The 16,998-nt window shown below is 70.5% G+C and carries 16 protein-coding genes; all 16 read right to left on the bottom strand.

Annotated elements, in window-relative coordinates:
* Positions 1–86: 86 nt before the first annotated feature.
* Positions 87–440, bottom strand: a complete 354-nt coding sequence (locus PV682_RS13470) for an acyl carrier protein (protein WP_319729091.1) — start codon at positions 438–440, stop codon at positions 87–89.
* Positions 441–466: 26 nt separating this feature from the next.
* A complete protein-coding gene (locus PV682_RS13465; RefSeq protein WP_319729089.1) occupies positions 467–1,513 on the bottom strand; it encodes an alcohol dehydrogenase family protein in 1,047 nt (348 codons plus the stop codon).
* A gap of 94 nt (positions 1,514–1,607) precedes the next feature.
* Positions 1,608–2,414: a class I SAM-dependent methyltransferase gene (locus PV682_RS13460; protein ID WP_319729087.1), complete on the bottom strand. Its 807-nt coding sequence runs from the start codon at positions 2,412–2,414 to the stop codon at positions 1,608–1,610.
* The gene (locus tag PV682_RS13455) at positions 2,411–3,310 is read right to left on the bottom strand and encodes an amidohydrolase family protein (RefSeq protein ID WP_319729085.1); all 900 of its coding nucleotides are present in this window, start codon (positions 3,308–3,310) and stop codon (positions 2,411–2,413) included. The genes PV682_RS13460 and PV682_RS13455 overlap by 4 nt, the downstream gene beginning before the upstream one ends.
* Positions 3,307–5,229 carry a beta-galactosidase trimerization domain-containing protein gene (locus PV682_RS13450; RefSeq protein WP_319729083.1) on the bottom strand — a complete coding sequence of 641 codons (1,923 nt, stop codon included), beginning with the start codon at positions 5,227–5,229 and terminating at the stop codon, positions 3,307–3,309. The genes PV682_RS13455 and PV682_RS13450 overlap by 4 nt, the downstream gene beginning before the upstream one ends.
* Positions 5,211–6,362 (bottom strand): DegT/DnrJ/EryC1/StrS family aminotransferase, encoded by a 1,152-nt coding sequence (locus PV682_RS13445; protein ID WP_319729081.1) that lies wholly within the window; start codon positions 6,360–6,362, stop codon positions 5,211–5,213. Before PV682_RS13445 ends, PV682_RS13450 begins: the two co-directional genes overlap by 19 nt.
* Positions 6,359–7,108, bottom strand: a complete 750-nt coding sequence (locus PV682_RS13440) for a sugar phosphate nucleotidyltransferase (protein ID WP_319729079.1) — start codon at positions 7,106–7,108, stop codon at positions 6,359–6,361. The genes PV682_RS13445 and PV682_RS13440 overlap by 4 nt, the downstream gene beginning before the upstream one ends.
* Positions 7,109–7,122: 14 nt before the next feature.
* Positions 7,123–8,178: a glycosyltransferase family 4 protein gene (locus PV682_RS13435; protein WP_319729077.1), complete on the bottom strand. Its 1,056-nt coding sequence runs from the start codon at positions 8,176–8,178 to the stop codon at positions 7,123–7,125.
* A gap of 5 nt (positions 8,179–8,183) precedes the next feature.
* Positions 8,184–9,164: an NAD-dependent epimerase/dehydratase family protein gene (locus tag PV682_RS13430; RefSeq protein ID WP_319729075.1), complete on the bottom strand. Its 981-nt coding sequence runs from the start codon at positions 9,162–9,164 to the stop codon at positions 8,184–8,186.
* Complete coding sequence (locus tag PV682_RS13425; protein ID WP_319729073.1) at positions 9,157–10,461, bottom strand: nucleotide sugar dehydrogenase; 1,305 nt, start codon at positions 10,459–10,461, stop codon at positions 9,157–9,159. The genes PV682_RS13430 and PV682_RS13425 overlap by 8 nt, the downstream gene beginning before the upstream one ends.
* 73 nt (positions 10,462–10,534) lie before the next feature.
* Entirely contained in the window at positions 10,535–11,353 is an 819-nt protein-coding gene (locus PV682_RS13420) for a creatininase family protein (protein WP_319729071.1), read from the bottom strand.
* Positions 11,354–11,363: 10 nt separating this feature from the next.
* On the bottom strand, positions 11,364–12,248 hold the full coding sequence (locus PV682_RS13415; protein ID WP_319729069.1) for a beta/alpha barrel domain-containing protein: 885 nt from the start codon (positions 12,246–12,248) through the stop codon (positions 11,364–11,366).
* 35 nt (positions 12,249–12,283) lie between these two features.
* The gene (locus PV682_RS13410; RefSeq protein ID WP_319729067.1) at positions 12,284–12,829 is read right to left on the bottom strand and encodes a hypothetical protein; all 546 of its coding nucleotides are present in this window, start codon (positions 12,827–12,829) and stop codon (positions 12,284–12,286) included.
* Positions 12,826–14,223, bottom strand: a complete 1,398-nt coding sequence (locus PV682_RS13405; RefSeq protein ID WP_319729064.1) for an aldehyde dehydrogenase family protein — start codon at positions 14,221–14,223, stop codon at positions 12,826–12,828. Before PV682_RS13405 ends, PV682_RS13410 begins: the two co-directional genes overlap by 4 nt.
* Positions 14,224–14,606: 383 nt before the next feature.
* Positions 14,607–15,986: a condensation domain-containing protein gene (locus PV682_RS13400; protein ID WP_319729062.1), complete on the bottom strand. Its 1,380-nt coding sequence runs from the start codon at positions 15,984–15,986 to the stop codon at positions 14,607–14,609.
* Between the two features lie 227 nt (positions 15,987–16,213).
* Positions 16,214–16,837, bottom strand: coding sequence for a helix-turn-helix transcriptional regulator (locus tag PV682_RS13395; protein WP_319729060.1), 624 nt, complete (start codon positions 16,835–16,837; stop codon positions 16,214–16,216).
* Between the last annotated feature and the right edge of the window lie 161 nt (positions 16,838–16,998).

Genomic DNA, 16,998 nt, shown 5'->3' with positions numbered 1-16,998 from the left:
CACCTCGTCGACGCGCCCTCCGCCCAGTCCACCCGAAGGGCGCCCGGCTTGGGGCAGAAGCCCGCCAGGCGCCCTTCGACGCGCGCTCACCCAAGCGGTGAACCGCACCCCTTCTCTGCCAGGAACTCGGCCTGTCCCTCGACCGTCGCGTTCTCGAACAGCCGGTTGAGGAGTTCCCCTTCCCACTCCACTGCCTCGACTTCGTCGACCCCATACGCGGCCAGAATCCTGCCGATCGCCTGCAAGGCGAGCAGCGAGTATCCGCCCATCTCGAAGAAGTCGCTGTGGTGGACGTCGACGGAGTCGGGGCTCACTTCCAGTACGTGCGCCCAGATACCGCGCACCACCTCCGCCGCCGCCCGCGCGTCGCCCGGCTCGTGCGGAAGCCGTCCATACCGGCGCGCGGTGGAGATGTCGGTGCCTGTCAGGTTGTCCGTCATGGTTCCTCCATGGGTCGTGGGGGTGTTCACGGAATCAGCACCACCTTGGTGGCCTCGCCGGAGTCGAACAGCCGGAGCCCTTGCGCGGCGTCGGTCAGGGGCATGCGGTGCGATATGAGAAAGGTGGGGTCGACACGGCCGGCGCGCACCAGGTTCATCAGCGGTTCGAAGTCCCTGATGGGATTGCCGACGGCGAAGCGCAGCGTGATCTCCTTGGCGAACGCGAGTCGTGTCGGCATGGGCATCGCGTCGGAAGCATGGGAGCCCACCGCGCACACCACTCCGTGCGGCCGGACGACGTTGAGCGCGGTCAGCAGCGCGGCGTCGCTGCCCACGGCTTCCAGGACGGCGTCCGCGCCACGCCCCCCGGTCAGGTCGCGGATCTGCCGCTCGACGTCGAGCGGGCCCGGCACGGGCCGCGCACCGCGTTCGGCGGCCAGTTTCCGCCGGCGTTCCGACGGGTCGACGGCGAGTATCCGTGCTGCGCCCAGGGTCCAGGCCGCTTCCAGGGCGAGCAGGCCCACGGGACCGCAGCCCACCACCGCCACCGTGTCCCCGGGGCGCACCTCGGCACCCACGGCACACGCGTAGCCCGTGGCGAGGACGTCCCCGACGAACAGCGCCCGCTCGTCATCGACGTCGTCGGGGATCGGATGCAGCACCGTGTCGGCGAAGGGCACCCGCACATACTCGGCGTGTCCCCCGGCATAGGCACGGTCGCCCACCACGGTCGCGTATCCGAACAGACCCACCCGTTCGCACTGGTAGTGCCAGCCTCGGCCACAGGAGCGGCAGCGCCCGCAGGCGACGACGTCCGAGGCCACGACCCGGTCGCCGGGCCCGAGGCCGCGCACCTCGGGTCCGACCGCCTCGACCACGCCGGTGAATTCGTGGCCGGTGACCGTTCCGGGCGTGAACCCGTCGATCTCACCCCGGTACGGGTGAAGGTCGGTGCCGCAGATCGCGCTGCGGACGACGCGGACGACGGCGTCTCGCGGTTCATCGACACGGGGCGTGACGACGTCGTCCGAGACGACCGCCCGGCGTGGACCGTGCCATTGAAGCGCTCTCACGTGTCCTCCTGAGTCTCGGCCGCGGATGCTGCGAAGCCGCCGAGCCTGCTGACGCCGCACTCCCCTGCCCGGACGGACTCCTTCGCAGTTCGAGTCACTTGACCCCCCACGCGAACAGCCAGCGCCGCGGCACCCCGGTCAGTCCCAGCCGCTCGAAAGTGATCCGCAGTCCCTGAGCCAGCGCCGCGGAGGCGAGTCCTGGGTCACGGACCCCGGTGGCCCCCTCCGCGAACACCGAGTACGTACACAGCGCCTCCCAGTCCCGCAGGCTCCATGTGAACACCACCTCCCGTACCCCGGTCCGGGAGAAACCCGCCCGCACGAACAGCTCTTCGTGCCCGCGCGGAGTCAGCGTCTCCAGGGCTGTCGGCCTGTCGCGTGCGAGTACAAGATCCTCGCCCCGTTCCCGCAGGGCGTCACGCGTGGCCCGCAGCCAGTGCGCGTAGAAGGGCCGGGTCTCGGGAAGAACTGCTCCCTCGTAGAACAGGGTGTTGAGAACGCAGCGTCCGCCCGGCACGAGCAGACGGTGGCACCCGGCGATCACCGCGGCACGTTCGCCTCGGGGTATCTGGTGCATCACGTTGCTCAGGACGGCGACGTCCACCGGCCCGGTCAAGGAGTCCGCATCCTGCGCCCGCCCTTGCACGAAGCGCACCCGGGGATCACGCAAGCGGAGCCGCGCGATGGCCAGTTCGTGCTCCGATGGGTCGATTCCGACGACAGTGCCCACGTGCCCGAAACGTTCCAGGAGCAATTCGGTGGCGAGGCCCGAGCCACAGCCGATGTCGGCGACGACACCGCTGTCCGGGGGTTCGCAGATGTCGACCAGCCATTGGGTCACGTCCCCGTACAGCGGGCGGCGTGACATGGCGTCGAACTCGTGGCCGTGGACGAACGTCATGAGATCTCATCTCGTCGGGGTGGGGAGGACGCCTGGAGGCCGAGCAGCCGCGCCGCCGCGCCTCCCATCAGGGACGCGTACTCGGACTGCGTGAGCGGACCGCTGCCGGCGGGCCACAGCGCGGGGTTCCGGGCGAGTTCCCTCATACGGGTCACGGACTCGGTCATGGAGGCGAACGGGAAGTCGGTGGCCCACAGCAGCCGGTCGAGGACGCCGTTGTCGCGCGCGTGGGCCAGTGCTCGTGCCACCGTCGCGGGGGGTTGGTAGGAGCCGAAGATCGACAAGTCCGCGTACAGGTCGGGGTACCGGGCGAGCAGGTCGAGGCACTGGCGGGTCCAAGGTGTGCCGAGGTGGGCGAGGACGATCGTCAGGCCGGGGAAGTCCCGGGCGACCCGCTCGACTAGAAGCGGGGAGAAGAACCGGCCGTCGGCGTTGCGTGAGGGCGTGTACCCGGTGTGGATCAGAACCGGGAGGCCCAGTTCTGCGGCGGTTTCGTACACTTCGTACCACTGGCGGTCAGCGGGTGACATACGCAGGTAGCAGGGGGCGGTCTTCAGTCCGCGCAGGCCGAGGTCGCGTGCCGCCGCACGCAGGCGGTCGGCAGCGCCCGGGACACCCGCGTCCACGGAGGCGAAGCCGGTCAGTCGATCGGGGTGGCTGGCGCACAGCGCGGCGACGAACTCGTTCGGCACCGAGAACCCCTCGACGCGGCGTACGTCGAAGGCCAGCAGGACGACATGCCCGACTCCCGCCGCGTCCATCTCGGCGAGGAGTTTCGTCTCCGGTGCGGAAAGGTCCTCGGGTGCGAGGCCGGTGGTGGCCGTCATCTGTTCGGCGAAGGGGGCCGGGTAGTGGCGGTAGTACTCGCCCGCGTGCACATGCGCGTCGATGATCATGCCTGTTGCTCCTCAAGGTGCCCTGCGAGGCCGGGACGCCGTGCGGAGGTGGCCTCGCGCCAGAACAGCAGCCGCACTTCCTTGGGTTCCAGCGACAGGTGCTCCGCGCTTCCCGGAGCACCCTCCGCCTCCGGGCGCCGTACCGTCGTACGCACCGGCCGGAGGTCGTGGTTGATCACGACGCCGCAGCGTTCGTCGCCGCGTCCGAGCACGGTGGTTTCCACCGACGGGTCGTCCGCGGTCAGCGGCGCGCGTACGCCCGCTTCCTCGGCGATCGCCTCGTACAGCCGGTGCCAGGCGGCCTCCGCAAGGCGGTAGGGGGAGTTCAGTTGAGCTTCCAGGGGGGCGTTGAGGTAGTAGACGCGTCCTTCGCCGAGGCTGTGGCGGGTCAGAGCGGGCGAGCCGTCGGCGAACGCGGCCAGGGTGTCGGCTCCCGCCGTGTCGATCACCGGGATCGGGCCGTCGTCCCAGTACAGCGGGAACCGTTCGCCTGCCCAGGTGAAGTGGTCGTGCGCGCCGGCGGCCCGGGTGAAGTCCCGTACGCGGACGCCGAACAGTTCTTCGTCGCCGGCGGCGTCGAGCAGGCTGCCGGTGGAGTACAGGAGGACTCCACCGGAACGGACGAACCGTTCCAGACTCCGTCGGTCGGGCAGCGTCAGTGTCCTCACCGAGGGATGGATCAGCAGGGTGTGGCGTTCAAGTCCGGTGTCGTGGCGCGTGAACTCGTAAGGCAGGTGTGCTTGTTGGAGAAGCAGGTGGGCGTAGAACGCGGCGGGTGCGTCGCTGCCGGAGGGCGTCAGGTATCCGGCCTCGTCCTGCGGCCGCGGTTCGGGGGCGAGGACTCCCACGGGAGCGGGCAGTGGCCGGAATCCGGCGAGTTCGCCTGTCACGCACCGCGCGAACGCCCGGTACTCGGCGAGGGCGGCCTTCTCGCGGCCGTCCTCGGCCAGCAGGCCGACGTACCGTTCGTTGGGCCTGAGTGCGTAGGGCTTGCGTCCGGTGGTGAAGTCCTGCCAGCACCAGACCGCGGTGCCGATCGCGCCAGCCGCGAAGGCCGAGTAGGACGCCGCCCGCAGATACAGCGCCGCCGTGGTCTCGTCGCAGCCGTAGCTGCCCAGTTCATCGGCATAAACAGGCAAATGGGCAGTGCCCCGCCGGACGAGGTAGGGCAGGAAGGCGGTGGCTTTGCGGGCGGCGGCAGACTCGATGTGGAAGGGCGTCCACACCGGGAAGCCGTGCAGTCCGGCCAGGTCCAGGGGGCACGCGTGCTCCGGGCGGAAGGCGTGTCCGCCGTGCACAGCAGACGCCTCGTTGGCTTGGAGGACCAGAGCGTGCGGGTCGGCGTCACGAATCGCCGACGCAAGTGTTCCCCACCAGGCGCGGACCTCCTCGGCACCGAGGGACGCGGACGACGTGGAGTCGACGTGGATCACCTCGTCGCCCAGGTCGTAGGCGAGGATGTTCGGCTCGCCGCTCAGTGAACCCGCTATGTGGTGCACGAAGGCCCGCTGCCGTTCACGCATGTCCGCGTCCCGCCACAGGTCCCGGCCTGCCCGCCAGGGCGGGTCGAACCGCTGGCCGTTCATCCAGATCGTCAGCAGCGAGGGGAGGCAGACCAGTCCGTATCGGCCGGCGGTCTTGGCCAGCTCCCGCAGCCGGCCCGTCATCACCGGGTCGTAACCGCCTTCCTCGGGTTCGAAGTCGGCCCAGAAGACAAAGAAGCGCACGGTGTTCAGGCCCGCCTCGGCCATCCGGCGGAAGTCGTCGTCGATCCGGGCGAGGTCCCACTCCCGCCAGTAGTCGCAACCGGTCGGCGAGGGGTGGTAGTTGACACCTACGCTGACGAACGGGCGCCCGTCGCGGCGCAGGGCGCCGTCGGCACACGTCACCCGGCCGCCGGTCACCGTGCCTCCCGCCATGCGGCGCTCATCGCCTCAGTGACCCGCAGAACCTCGGCCGTGCCGATGCCCGGGTGGAGCGGCAGTGAGAGCTGGCGCGCCATCACGTCCTCGGTGACCGGTAACCGGTCCGGTCCGCCCACGCAGCGGCGACGGTAGGCAGTGAAGAGGTGGGTGGGCGGGTAGTGCACGCCGGTCTGGATCCCCGCCGCACGCAGCCGATCTCGCAGGGCTTCGCGGTCGACATGCTCAGGCAGCACCACCGCAAGCAGGTGGTGGGCACCGTCCTCGACAGGCCTGCCGACGAACGGCACGACGAGTCCGGGCAATGCGGCCAGCCGCCGACGGTACCCGCGGACGGCATCCTGCCGGCGGGCCTGCGCGGCCGGCAGGGACTCCAGCTGGACCCGGCCGACAGCGCAGCCGATCTCGGTGGGCCGGTAGTTGAGGCCCAGGGCATCGACGTCGTACCCCGCGGGTCCGCCGCCGTGGCGCTGCTGAGCACTGACGGTCAGAGCGTGAGAGCGCAGCCGCCGGATCCTGTCGGCCACGGCGGGGTCCCGGGCGACCACCATGCCGCCCTCCCCCATGGCGAGGTTCTTGGTGGCGAAGAAGCTGTAGCAGCCGATGTCGCCGACCGTGCCGAGCATGCCGTGGGCGGAGTCGGTGACGGGAGCGTGCGCGCAGTCCTCGATCAGGGCGATGCCGTGGGCGCGGGCCAGCCGGCCGAGTGCCGTCAGGTCGGCGGCATGGCCGCCGTAGTGCATGGCGACGACGGCCCGGGTGCGCGAGGTGATCCGGCGCGCGGCGTCGGCGGGGTCGAGGCACAGGTCGTGCGGGCCGGTGACATCGGCGAACACCGGTGTGGCGCCGGACAGGGCGACGGCCGCCGCAGCGGAGACGAAGTTCAGCGAGGGCAGCACGACCTCGTCACCGGGACCCAGTCCCAGCGCCAGGACGGCCAGGTGCAGGGCCGCAGTGCCGCTGCTGACGGCGACGGCGGACTCGACGCCCAGTGCGGCGGCGTACTTCCCCTCGAAGTCCTCGGTGACCGGACCTGCGGACAACCATCCGGACTTGAGGACGCTGACGACCGCTTCTGTCTCGGCCGGCCCGATCCGCGGGCCGTACAGCGGGATCTCGAAGTCCGTCATGGGCGTGCCGCCTCCTGGAGAGCGCCGATGTCCGCGCGCGGCCGGCCCACGTAGCGGGCCCGGTCGGCCCGGAACGCGGCGGTGGCCCGCTCCAGTTGTTCGGGGGTGCCGATGTCGTGCCAGTCCCCCTCGATGACATGGCCCTCGACTCGCTCGCCCGCGGCTCGGGCCCGTTCCAGCAGAGCGGGCATGTCGCAGCGGGCGCGGGGTGCCAGCAGTCGGGGCACAGAGGGTTCCAGCACGTAGATGCCTCCGCTGGCGAGAAAACTCAGCCGGGGCTTCTCGCGGAAGCTGGTCACCTGCCGCTCCTGATCCAGTTCTACGACGCCGTGTGCGAGGTCGACGCCCTGTCGGCTGAGGGCGACCGTGGCGGCGGCGCGGGACTTCCTGTGGCACCGGACCAGGTCGGCGAAGTCGGTGTCGGTGAGCAGGTCGGCGTTCATCACGAGGGTGGAATCCTCGAAGGGCGGCAGCAGAGTGAGCGGGCCGGCAGTGCCCAGGGGCTCCTCCTCCAGGAAGAAGTCCAGGTCCAGCCCGGACCAGCGGTCGTCGGCGAGGCTCGCCTCGATCATGCGGGCCCGGTAGCCGAGGGAGAGCGACACATGGGTGAAACCCGCGCTCCTGAGCTGGGTCAGGATGATGTGCAGGATCGGCACGCCGTCGACGGGTACGAGGGGTTTGGGGACGGTCAGGGTGGTGGGCCGTAACCTGCGGCCCTCGCCACCGGCCAGTACGACTGCTCTCATCGGGCCTTCTCCGTTCACTTGCGGACGGCTGTCAACCTGCGATAGACGGTGTGGACCCGCTCGGTGACCGCGTCCCAGCCGAGATCTCGGCGGACTTTGTCGTATCCGTGCTGTCCCATGGCACAGCGTTCGGCCGGGTCGGCGAGGAGCCTGCCGACGGCCTCGGCGACGGACCGGACGGTGGGGCGGACCAGGAGCCCGTCCCTGCCGTGGGCGACCACTTCCTCGCTGCCGAGGAAGGTGGAGGCGATGACGGGTTTGCGGCAGGCCCACGCCTCCACGTAGACGAGCGGGAACAGGTCGACGGTGGAGGGCACGCACAGCAGGTCGCAGGCGGCGAGGGCACTGTGCTTGGCGTCCTCGTCGGCCAGTCCGAGCTCGATGACGCGGGGATCGGCGTGTTCGGCGAACCGCTGCGCGCAGTCCTCGTCCCAGCGGGATCCCATGAACACGAAGGTGGCGTCCGGGTGTTCCGCCCAGACGTGCCGGGTGGCCTCCAGAAGCATGACGTAGCCCTTGGAGCGCGTCTTGCGTCCCAGGAACAGCACGATGGGGCCCTCGATGCCGTGGTGGCGGCGGAACCGTACGGGGTCGGGAGTACCGGGCAGGTGCGGGCCCTGACCGATGATGTGCAGTCTCGAGGTGTCGACGCCCGCGTGGCAGAGCATGTCGTGCTCGGCCGTGGACAGGGCGAAGACCGCGTCCGCGCGTCTGCATCCGTCGAGCACGGTCTCACGGTCCGGCCAGACGTCCGGGGCGGTCGCGGGAGTGACCACGAAGGGCGCGTCCCAGGCGCGGGCCAACTCCAGGCCGGCCGCGATGTCCTGCGGGTGGAAGGCGTCGATGGCGTGGACCAGGTCCGCCCGTTCGGTGTCGTCGGGCGTGGCCGGGAGGGACTGGACACGCACGCCGGCGCTCCGCAGGAACGCGGCGGTGTCGACGTCGACGGTGTTCGAGTACACGCCGGTGTCCCAGCCGAGGCGGGTCATCGCGACGGCAAGGTACTGCGTCATCAGCTCGGCCCCGGCGCGTGCCGGGAAGTAGCCGCGGTGGACGTATCGTACGCGCACGCCGCTCACACCCCGCTTCCGCGTGCTGCCAGGTCCTTCAGGTACCACGCGCAGGTGCGGCGCAGCCCTTCGTCCAGAGGGACGCGGGGGCGGTACCCGGTCAGGTCCCGCAGCCGGGAGAGGTCGGGCAAGCGCCGGGCCGGTGACAGCGGGGGCGCGGGGCGGACGTCGACGGCCGGGTGCCGTCCCATGACATCGAAGACGCACCGGGCCAAGTCTTCGATGGGGATCTCCTCCTGGTCGTTACCGACGTTGACCAGGAGTGATTCCTTCGTCGGCAGGGCGGTCAGGGCGATGACGGCGTCGACGGCGTCGTCGACATGGCAGAACGCGCGGGTGTGGTGGGCCCCGTGGATCTCGAAGGGGTCCGCGCCGCCGGCGAGCCGTTCGATGAACTGGGGGATCACGTGGTCGTAGCCCATACGGGGGCCGTAGACGTTGTGGAAGCGGACCATACGCAGCGGGAAGCCGTGGACGCGGGCGTAGGTGCGGCACAGCAGTTCGCCAGTGATCTTGCTGAAGCCGTAGGAGGTACGGGGCACGGTGAGGTCGGGGAGCAGCAGCGGCACGTCCTCGGCAGTGGGGACGGGTGCGCCGGCTTCGACGCTGCCCGCGTACGCCTCGCTGGACGAGGCGAAGCAGAGGGTGGTTGCGGTGCGGCCGACGAGCCAGTCGAGGAGGTGGACGGTGGTGAGGATGTTGGTGCGCAGGACCCGCAGGGGGTCGTCGTTGGACCGGGCGACGCCGACGACGGCGGCCAGGTGGTAGACCTCGGCGAAGTCGCCTTGGAGCAGTCCGTCGGGGATGGGTGTGGTCAGGTCGTGCTCGACGAGTTCGGCCCTGTCCAGGAGCTCGTCCAGCTCCGCGTCGGTGCGGCCCCTGCTGAAGTCGTCGAGCAGGGTGACGTCGCACGTGGCCGCGAGGCGGCGGGCCAGATGCAGGCCGATGAAGCCCGCTCCGCCGGTGATCAGAATCTTCTTACGCACGGCCGAGCCTCATCGCCTTCGTCGTGGGCGGGAGAACCCGCCAGGTGTCATAGACCAGTGCCGGCTCTGCCATGCGCGCGACCAGGTCGGCGGCATCGACGGTGCCGTAGCTCGGGTGGTCGTTGAGGAGGATGGCCGCGTGCGCGCCGGTGAAGCCCTCAGCCAGGCCGACCGCCCGGACGCCCCGTGCCTCGATGTGGTCCTTCGGGACCACGAAATCGTGGCCGACGATCTCCTTGACCCGGTCCCTGAGGTATGGCAGCAGGCTCTCGTAGGGAGCACCGCGCAGGTCGTCGGTCTCGGGCCGGCCCTTGTAGGCGAAACCCGAGAGCAGGATCCGGGCTTCTGCCGGGTCCTTGCCCCTCTCCCGCAAGGCGGTCAGGACCCGTTCGCCCACCCTGCGCGGCAGGGACTCGTTGAGGGTGCGGGCCGCGCCGATCAGCCGAGGTGTGTGGCCGTACGGCGCGACCGAGTGGGCGAGCAGGTAGGGGTCCTTGGTCAGGCAACTGCCGCCGACGAAGCCCGGTTTGTGCAGAGCGGGGCGGGGATAGCCGAGGTTGGCGGAGTCGATGACCTCCTGCGCGTCCAGGCCCAGCTTCTCGGTGATGAGGGCGACCTCGTTGCCGAAGCCGTAGATCAGATCCGTGTGGCAGTTGCACACCAGCTTGATCAGTTCGGCGCTCTCCAGCGAGGACACGGGCACGACCTGGTCGGTGAGAGTGGCGAAGAAAACCGCCGCCCGCTTGCCCGCCTCGTCGCTCAGGCCGCCGACAATCTGCGGCAGGGACCGCAGCTCCGCCAGGGCCCGCCCTTGGACAGTGCGCTCCGGGCAGTAGGCGATCAGCGGTTCAGGGACCCGGTCGCGCAGGGCAGGCAGCACCAGGCCCCTCGAGGTGCCGACGGGCACGGTGCTGCGGACGACGACCAGGGTGGTCTCGTCGATGCCGGCCGCGATCGCCCCGACAGCGGCCCGGAGGTGGCTCAGATCAGGTGTGGCGGTGCCGGCTTCGACCGGGGTGCCGACACAAACGATCACCACGGGTGGTAGTCCGTGTCCGTGGATGTCCGTGGTGACGGCGAGGGCACCACTCGCGATCCCGGCCTCGATCTGTTCCTCTACACCCGGCTCGGCCAGTTCGAGTACGCCTCGGGCGAGTTCGTCCGCCGCCTTCGAGTCGGTCTCGTGGCCGAGCACGGTTCTGCCCGTGGCCAGCAGTGCGGCGGTGAGTGTGACGCCGACGTAGCCCAGACCCACCACGCACACGTCGTAGTCCTCGTACGGCCTGGTCGATGGCATTGGCATAACTCCCTGGAGGTGGCGTGGGTGGGTGGAATGCGGCCGGTACGTCGTGCGGAGGGCACGGCGGTGCTCACGCGGAGCGGGCGGCGGGACTCGGGGTGGCTTCGCCGGCGGGTACGGACAGGTCCAGGGGCGGCCTACCGAGAAGCGCGACGGCGCCGTCGACCAGGTGCCAGAACAGGCTCTCCCCCAGTTGCGCCGAAGCGCCCACAGCCGAGGACAGCGCACCCCGCTCGGAGATCTCGTCCGCGTCGACAGGGTGCCGGTACACCCCGGCGGGCGGCGGCGAGGCATGGTCGGGGCGCTCCGCGCGGACGGTGCCCGGGCGCAGGTACATCATCAGACTCGTCTCCGTCAGGCCCGCGTGCTCCGCGTGCCATCCCGGGAACCGGGGGATGTGCTCGCCCAGCCACTCCTCGGTGACAAGGCTCCACCAGCTGAAGGCGATCACCTCGGTGGTGGGGAAGAGCGTGTCCGGAGAGCAGTTGTCGATCGCCTCGAACAGCAGACCCTCGTTTTCGTAGTGCCCGTTGATCACGATGAGTCGGCCGAGTCCGAGCCTGGAGAGGGACGTGAGGCAGTCGGTGAGGTAGTGGATGAACGTGGTGCCGCTCAGGTGCACCGTGCCCGGGAAACGCGATCCGCCTCCGCTCTGCGGCAGAGATCTGGCCGAGACCGGCTGGCCCGGCATCAGCAGGCCGCCGGTCTGCGCGACCACCTGCCGAGCCAAGGCTTCGGGGATGTCCATGTCGACCGACAGCGGAAGGTGCGGGCCATGCTGCTCCAGTCCTCCAACCGGCCAGACCAAGGTGGCGCCTTCCACGGCCTCGGGCACCTGCGGGCTGGTCAGGTCTCCGTAGCAGGGCACGTGTGTGGTGCGTCGTCTCATCGCTTTCACCTCATGACCTCTTGACGCCGCGTCCCACCAGGTCCGCCGCCGTGCCGCCATGCTCGGCGAGCCACTCGTCGAAGCCACGGCCGATGGCGCGGAGGGTGGTGTGCGTGTTGCGGTGCAGAGCCGTGTAGACCTGCACGGCCTCGGCGCCCACGCTGAGGTACTCCACGACGTCGGTGGCGCCTTCGACCCCGCCGCAGGCCAGGATCGGCACGGTAGCTCCGGCGCGGCGCAGCGCGAAGATCTCGGCGAGCACCAGGGGTTTGATGCCGGGTCCCGAGTAGCCGAACGCCCCGCCGAGGCGCACCTCACCGGTGTCGGCGTCGACCGCCAGGCCGGCGATGGTGTCGCTCAGGGTGATCGCGGCCGCGCCGTGGGAGACGGCGGCGTCGACGCGGTCGCGCACCTGCTCTCCTATCGCCAGCTTGACGCTGAACGGCACCTGCGTGCGGTCTCGTACCGCCTCTGTGTAGGCGGCGACCCGCTCAGGGGTGTCTTGCGGGGCACCGCCTTCCTCGTTGAGGCAGGAGATACCGAGTTCCAAGGCGGCGCTGCCCGCGTCCGTCACGCGCTCCGCGAGATCGGCGAGTTCCGCCGGGGAGTTCGCGTACACGGAGGCGATCACTGGCAGGCCGTCGGCGGCAAACCGGCTCAGCATCGCGCACCAGTCGGCCACAGAACGCCGGGAGTAGGTGGTGCTGTTCAGCATGCCGGTGGGCAGCCGCAGCAGGCGTTCGTTGCCCAGAGGGCCGGGGTCGGGATGGATGGTCTTGGTGACGACGGCTCCCGCTCCGCCGTCAAGCAGTCTGCGGATGTTGCGTTCCTGGTCGGTGAGCAGACCGGAGCCGACGACGACGGGAGACTTCAGGCGCAGTCCAAGAACCTCCACCGCGGCCGGCGTGACGTCGGCACTGTCGGCGGCCCTCACTTCGCCATCACGGCCGCCCGGCCCAGCTTCTCCATCAGCCGCAGCAGTTCGGCGGGGTCAGCGTCCGCCTCTGCCAGGTCGAAGAGGGTGACGTCAGCGACAGAGGGCAGACCGCGCAGCAAGTGGCTGGCGCCCGCTGCCATCGGCAGTGGGGTGACGACGACGATCGGCCTGCCCAGCGCGGAGGCCCAGCCGAGTTCGACATGGGTACCGTCCGTGCGGATCAACTCACCAGCGCCGTCCACCGGCAGCACCGGGACGAACACGTCGCAGCGGCGCATCCAGCCGAAGTCGCGCACACTGACCTGATCCGGCGAGAACTGCGATGTGTCCGCGCCGAACCGCTCGGCGACATGGGCGGAGAAGACGGTGCCGTGCGCGGCCGAGACAGCGTCGACGATGCCGCGGATGGTGCGCCGCAGCGGCTGGTGGAAGCCGTCGCCGTGGATCGCGTGCTGGATGGGGCCGCCGACGAACACGTCGACCCCGGTCAGGTCGACGTCTTCGGGTCCTGCGGTACCGGACGCTGTGCGGTCACTCATGACATCTCCCGATCTGTTTGATGAAGCGCGACGTGATGCACTTTGAGCTGCGTGTACTCGTGCAGACCCCAGTCGCCGTACTCGACGCCGATCCCTGAGTGCCGGTGCCCGCCGAACGGCACGTCGTGCCGCAGGTCGCCGTGGGTGTTGATCCACACGGTTCCGCACTCCGGCAGGCCGGCCAGGGCCCGCGCCCGGTCCTCGTCGCCCCACAGGGAGCAGCCCAGTCCGTAGGACGAGGCGTTGACGCGGGCGATCGCCTGCCGGGGGTCGTCGTAAGGGAGGACCGGGATCACCGGGCCGAACTGCTCCTCCTCTTCGAGGCGGCTGCCCGGCGGAAGGCCGGTGACGACAGTGGGAGGATAGAAATGGCCGGCCCGGTCCAGGGCCCGGCCGCCGACCAGGACGCGGGCCCCGGCGGCCACTGCGTCGTCCACCAGTCCCGCGACCCGCTCCAGGTGGGCGCGGCTGACGAGAGGGCCGTACTCGGTGGCCGGGTCGCGTCCGTCGCCCACGACAGCCGTGTTCGCCACGTCCGCCAGGGCCTCGCCGAGTTCGTGGTACCGGTCTCGGGGGGCGTAGACCCGTTTGACGGCGGCGCAGTACTGACCGCTGTTGGTCATGGCCCGGGTGAACAGGCCCCGCGCGACTGCGGCGACGTCCGTGCCGGGCAGGACGACCGCTGCGTCATTGCCACCAAGTTCCAGCACGACCCGTTTCAGGTCGGCCGACGCCTGTCGGGCGATGGCTCTGCCGACGCCGGCCGAGCCGGTGAACGAGATCAGCCTGACCAGGGGGTGGCCGGTGAGCCGGACGCCCAGCGCGGCGCCGCCGTCCACTACGGCGAACGTGCCTGCGGGCAGGACCTCGCTCAGGATCAGGCCCGCCTTCAGGCTGGTCAGCGGTGTGTCCGGGGAGGGTTTGAGGACCACGGTGTTGCCGGCCAGCAGCGCGGGGGCGATCTTGCAGACGGCCAGCAGGACGGGGTAGTTGGAAGGCGCGACGGCGGCCACCACACCGTGGGGGACGCGTTCCAGTCCGACGCGGACGGCGGGCTCGTCAACCAGTCGGCACGGCGAGAGTTCCAGCCGTGCGGTGTGAGCGAACCAGTCGGCAGCCAGGCGGACTTCCGCCTCGGCGTGCCTCAGGGGTTTGCCCTGCTCAGTGGTGAGCAGGGCGGCCATCGGTTCCAGCGCGGCCAGCAGGGCCCGGTGGCACGCGAGAAGGCGTTCGCGGCGGTCCTCGACGGGGGTCGCCGCCCAGCCGGGGAAGGCACGGGCCGCGTCCTCCAGCACGGCGTCCAGACGTTCGGGGGAGCATCCGGGGCTGTGGGCGAACACCTCACCGGTCGCCGGGTTCTCGACCGGTACCGGTCCCCACTCCTGGGATGGCACACGGTCACGGTCGTTCGGGGTGGCGCGGCGGGCGGGTCGGTCAACGAATGCGGACATGGGTTCCCATCACGAGGAGGTCGCGCAGGGCGGTCGCCGTCAGGTGGCGGGCGGAAAAGCGGCTCGGCCGGTCGCCGTCCGGCATCGCGGCGCCGGATCCTCGGACCGTACGCCCGGCCTGTCATGGTCCGGGCGACTCGCAGAACAGTCTTGCCGGGACCTCCGAGCTCGGACACCCCTACTTTGGGCTAGGGCCATCCGGCTACGCCGAAGGCCCGGCCGAAAGCTCATGGCGGATGCTGGGACTTTCGGGGAGCATCGGGCGTACGCGCTCACGTTTCAGACCGCGCCCGCGCCGGGCTCGTCGGGCCGGCGCGGAGGCTCGTTCAGGGACGGGCGGTCGTCGGCGTCGCGGCTTCTGCGTACTCGACGAGCGAGCGCTCGACGTCACTCAAGAAGCCATGGACCTCGGACGGAGTCAGCGCCCGGTGGTCGGCATTGAGCACCAGCCGGATCCAGCCCGGCTCCTCGTCATCGATCACGAGGAAGAAGGTCTCCCCCTCCTCGAAATCGTCGGGCTCGACGACGGTGTCGGCCATCGCGGCCCGCAGGTCGGCACCCTGGGCCGTGACCCGGCCGTCGGCCCCGTCGGGCAGGGTCTGTTCTTCCCTGACATCGTTGAAGCAGTAGGAGAGGTCCACCGGCGCACCGGGCCCGTGGCCGACGGCGATCAGGTCCGCCACCTCGTCGGGGTCGTACAGGCCATTCGCGTACGCAGCGGTGCACGCGGCGAGGGCACGGCGTGCAATGTCCTCGACGCGGTCGCCCTCCACCTCGATGGTCACGGCGACCTCCGTGTGCAGGTTGCCGACGGTGGCGCGCAGTTCGGGGTCCGAGCGGTTGGCGGTGAGCAGTCGGAGCGTGCAGGCCGGGAGCCCGGCGCGACGGCACAGGAGGCCGGCGACGGTGGTCAGCAGAACAACGGACGTGCTGACCCGCCAGCGCCGGGCCAGTACCGGTACCGCGAGGGCCACCGCGCGGGAGCGCATGGAGGCGCTGTAGCGGACCGGGGCCGTCGGGGTGCCTCGCGGCGGGAAGAGGGTGGCGGGTGCGGTCGTGAGCTGCCGGCGCCAGTAGGTGTGTGCCCGCGCCAGCAGTGCCCGTCCGCGCGGAGAGTTCTCCATCCGGGCCTGCTCCACGGGCTGCCGTGCCGGTACCGGCGGCGGCAGGAGGCGGCCTGCCGCTGTGGCGTCGAGCAGCCGGATCATCTCGTCGGCCAGCAGCCGCACGGAGGTCAGGTCCACCGCGAGGTGAGACGCGCAGAACGCGGCGAGCGCAGGTGCGCCTTCGACGAGGACGGCCATGAACCGGATCAGCGGGGCGCGGGCGGGGTCGAAGGCGGTGTACCTCATGCGCCGCCGCCAGGCGTCCAGCACGGCAGCGGGATCCTCCTCGCGCCGGAGGGTCCATACCTCGGCCTCGAACGTCCCCGAGTCCACGACCCGCTGGATCAGCAGGCCGTCCGCGTCGAGGTGGAAGCCGGTGCGCAGCGACTCGTGCCGGCTGACGAGTTCGGCGTAGACGTCGAGAAGGTCGTGTGCGGTGCCGTGGCCCGGCAGAGCCGTCCAGTGGCACACGTCGTAGAAGGCGGTGTCCGGCAGCTGACGTCGGATCAGGTTCCAGATGTGCCGTTGCGCGCAGGTGGCCGGCGCGTTGACGGCCCGTCGTCCGCCGAAGGAGACACAGTGCCGGACGGACTCGGCCACGGCTCGCTCCTTTCCAGCACGGCCAGGCCGGCGACGGGCCTGGACCCGGGCGATATCGCGCGGTGGGCCGCGCTTCGGCTCACCGTAGCCGCGACGGTGAGCGGTCGTCACCGGCGCTTTCGGGGCGGCCCGTCCGGGTGCGCCGAACGGGCGCCCGCCCGGTGCGGCGAGCGCCGTGCGGCTCGCGGCACCGGGCGGGGCGGCGCGACTCGTGCCGGGCCTGCGGGTCAGGCGAGGAGGCCGTTCTGTATCGCGATGACCACCGCGGCGGTCCTGTTGGGTGCCCCCAGCTTGAGCAGCAGACTGGCGACGATGCGTTTGACACCGTGGCTGGAGATGCCGAGGCGCCGGGCTATCTGTTTGTTGCTCAGCCCTTCGGCGAGCAACGGCAGTACCTCGCGCTCCCGGCCGGTCAGCGCAAGGACACGGCTCCGGCCCTCCGGTGGCTCCTGGACCCGGTGCAGAAGCGCGCGGGTGACCGAAGTGGGCATGGGCACCTCGCCCGCCACGGTCCGCTGGAGCGCGTCCTCGACCGCGGTGGCCGTCAGTTCGCTCTCGACCAGGAATCCGTCGGGGACCGGGGGACCCGAGAGGACGTCCCCGGGCACGTCGCTGCCGCTGAGTAACAACAGAACCTTCGGGCGCGGGCTCCGGGCGCCGGCGAGTACGTCGCGGCCCAGGCCGTAGTCCTTCTCGTGCAGGAACAGGACGTCGACTCGATGGGCGCCCAAGGTGTCCTCCACCTCGTTCCAGTCACCGCAGTGTCTCGCCTCCCGCACCAGGGGAGTCGTGGACAGCGCTGCCCGCAATCCGAGCTGTAGGAACCCGTTGCGCACCAGAGTGGTCACCATCAGCTGCTCTCCTGAAATCGTGGGGTGGCGCAGCGTCTGACTCACTCGCACTCCTTTCTTATTTCAGTCATACATCTGACCGGGGCCTGGAAATGACGCCTGGCCCCCGTCACAGTACCCAGACGATTTGGATGGGATCAACCATAAGAATGCCGACGAGG

Source organism: Streptomyces niveiscabiei, from assembly GCF_033794345.1.
GTDB classification, from domain to species: Bacteria; Actinomycetota; Actinomycetes; order Streptomycetales; family Streptomycetaceae; genus Streptomyces; species Streptomyces niveiscabiei.
The sequence above is the reverse complement of the archived record's forward strand: the minus strand, read 5'-3'. Positions and strand labels throughout refer to the sequence as shown.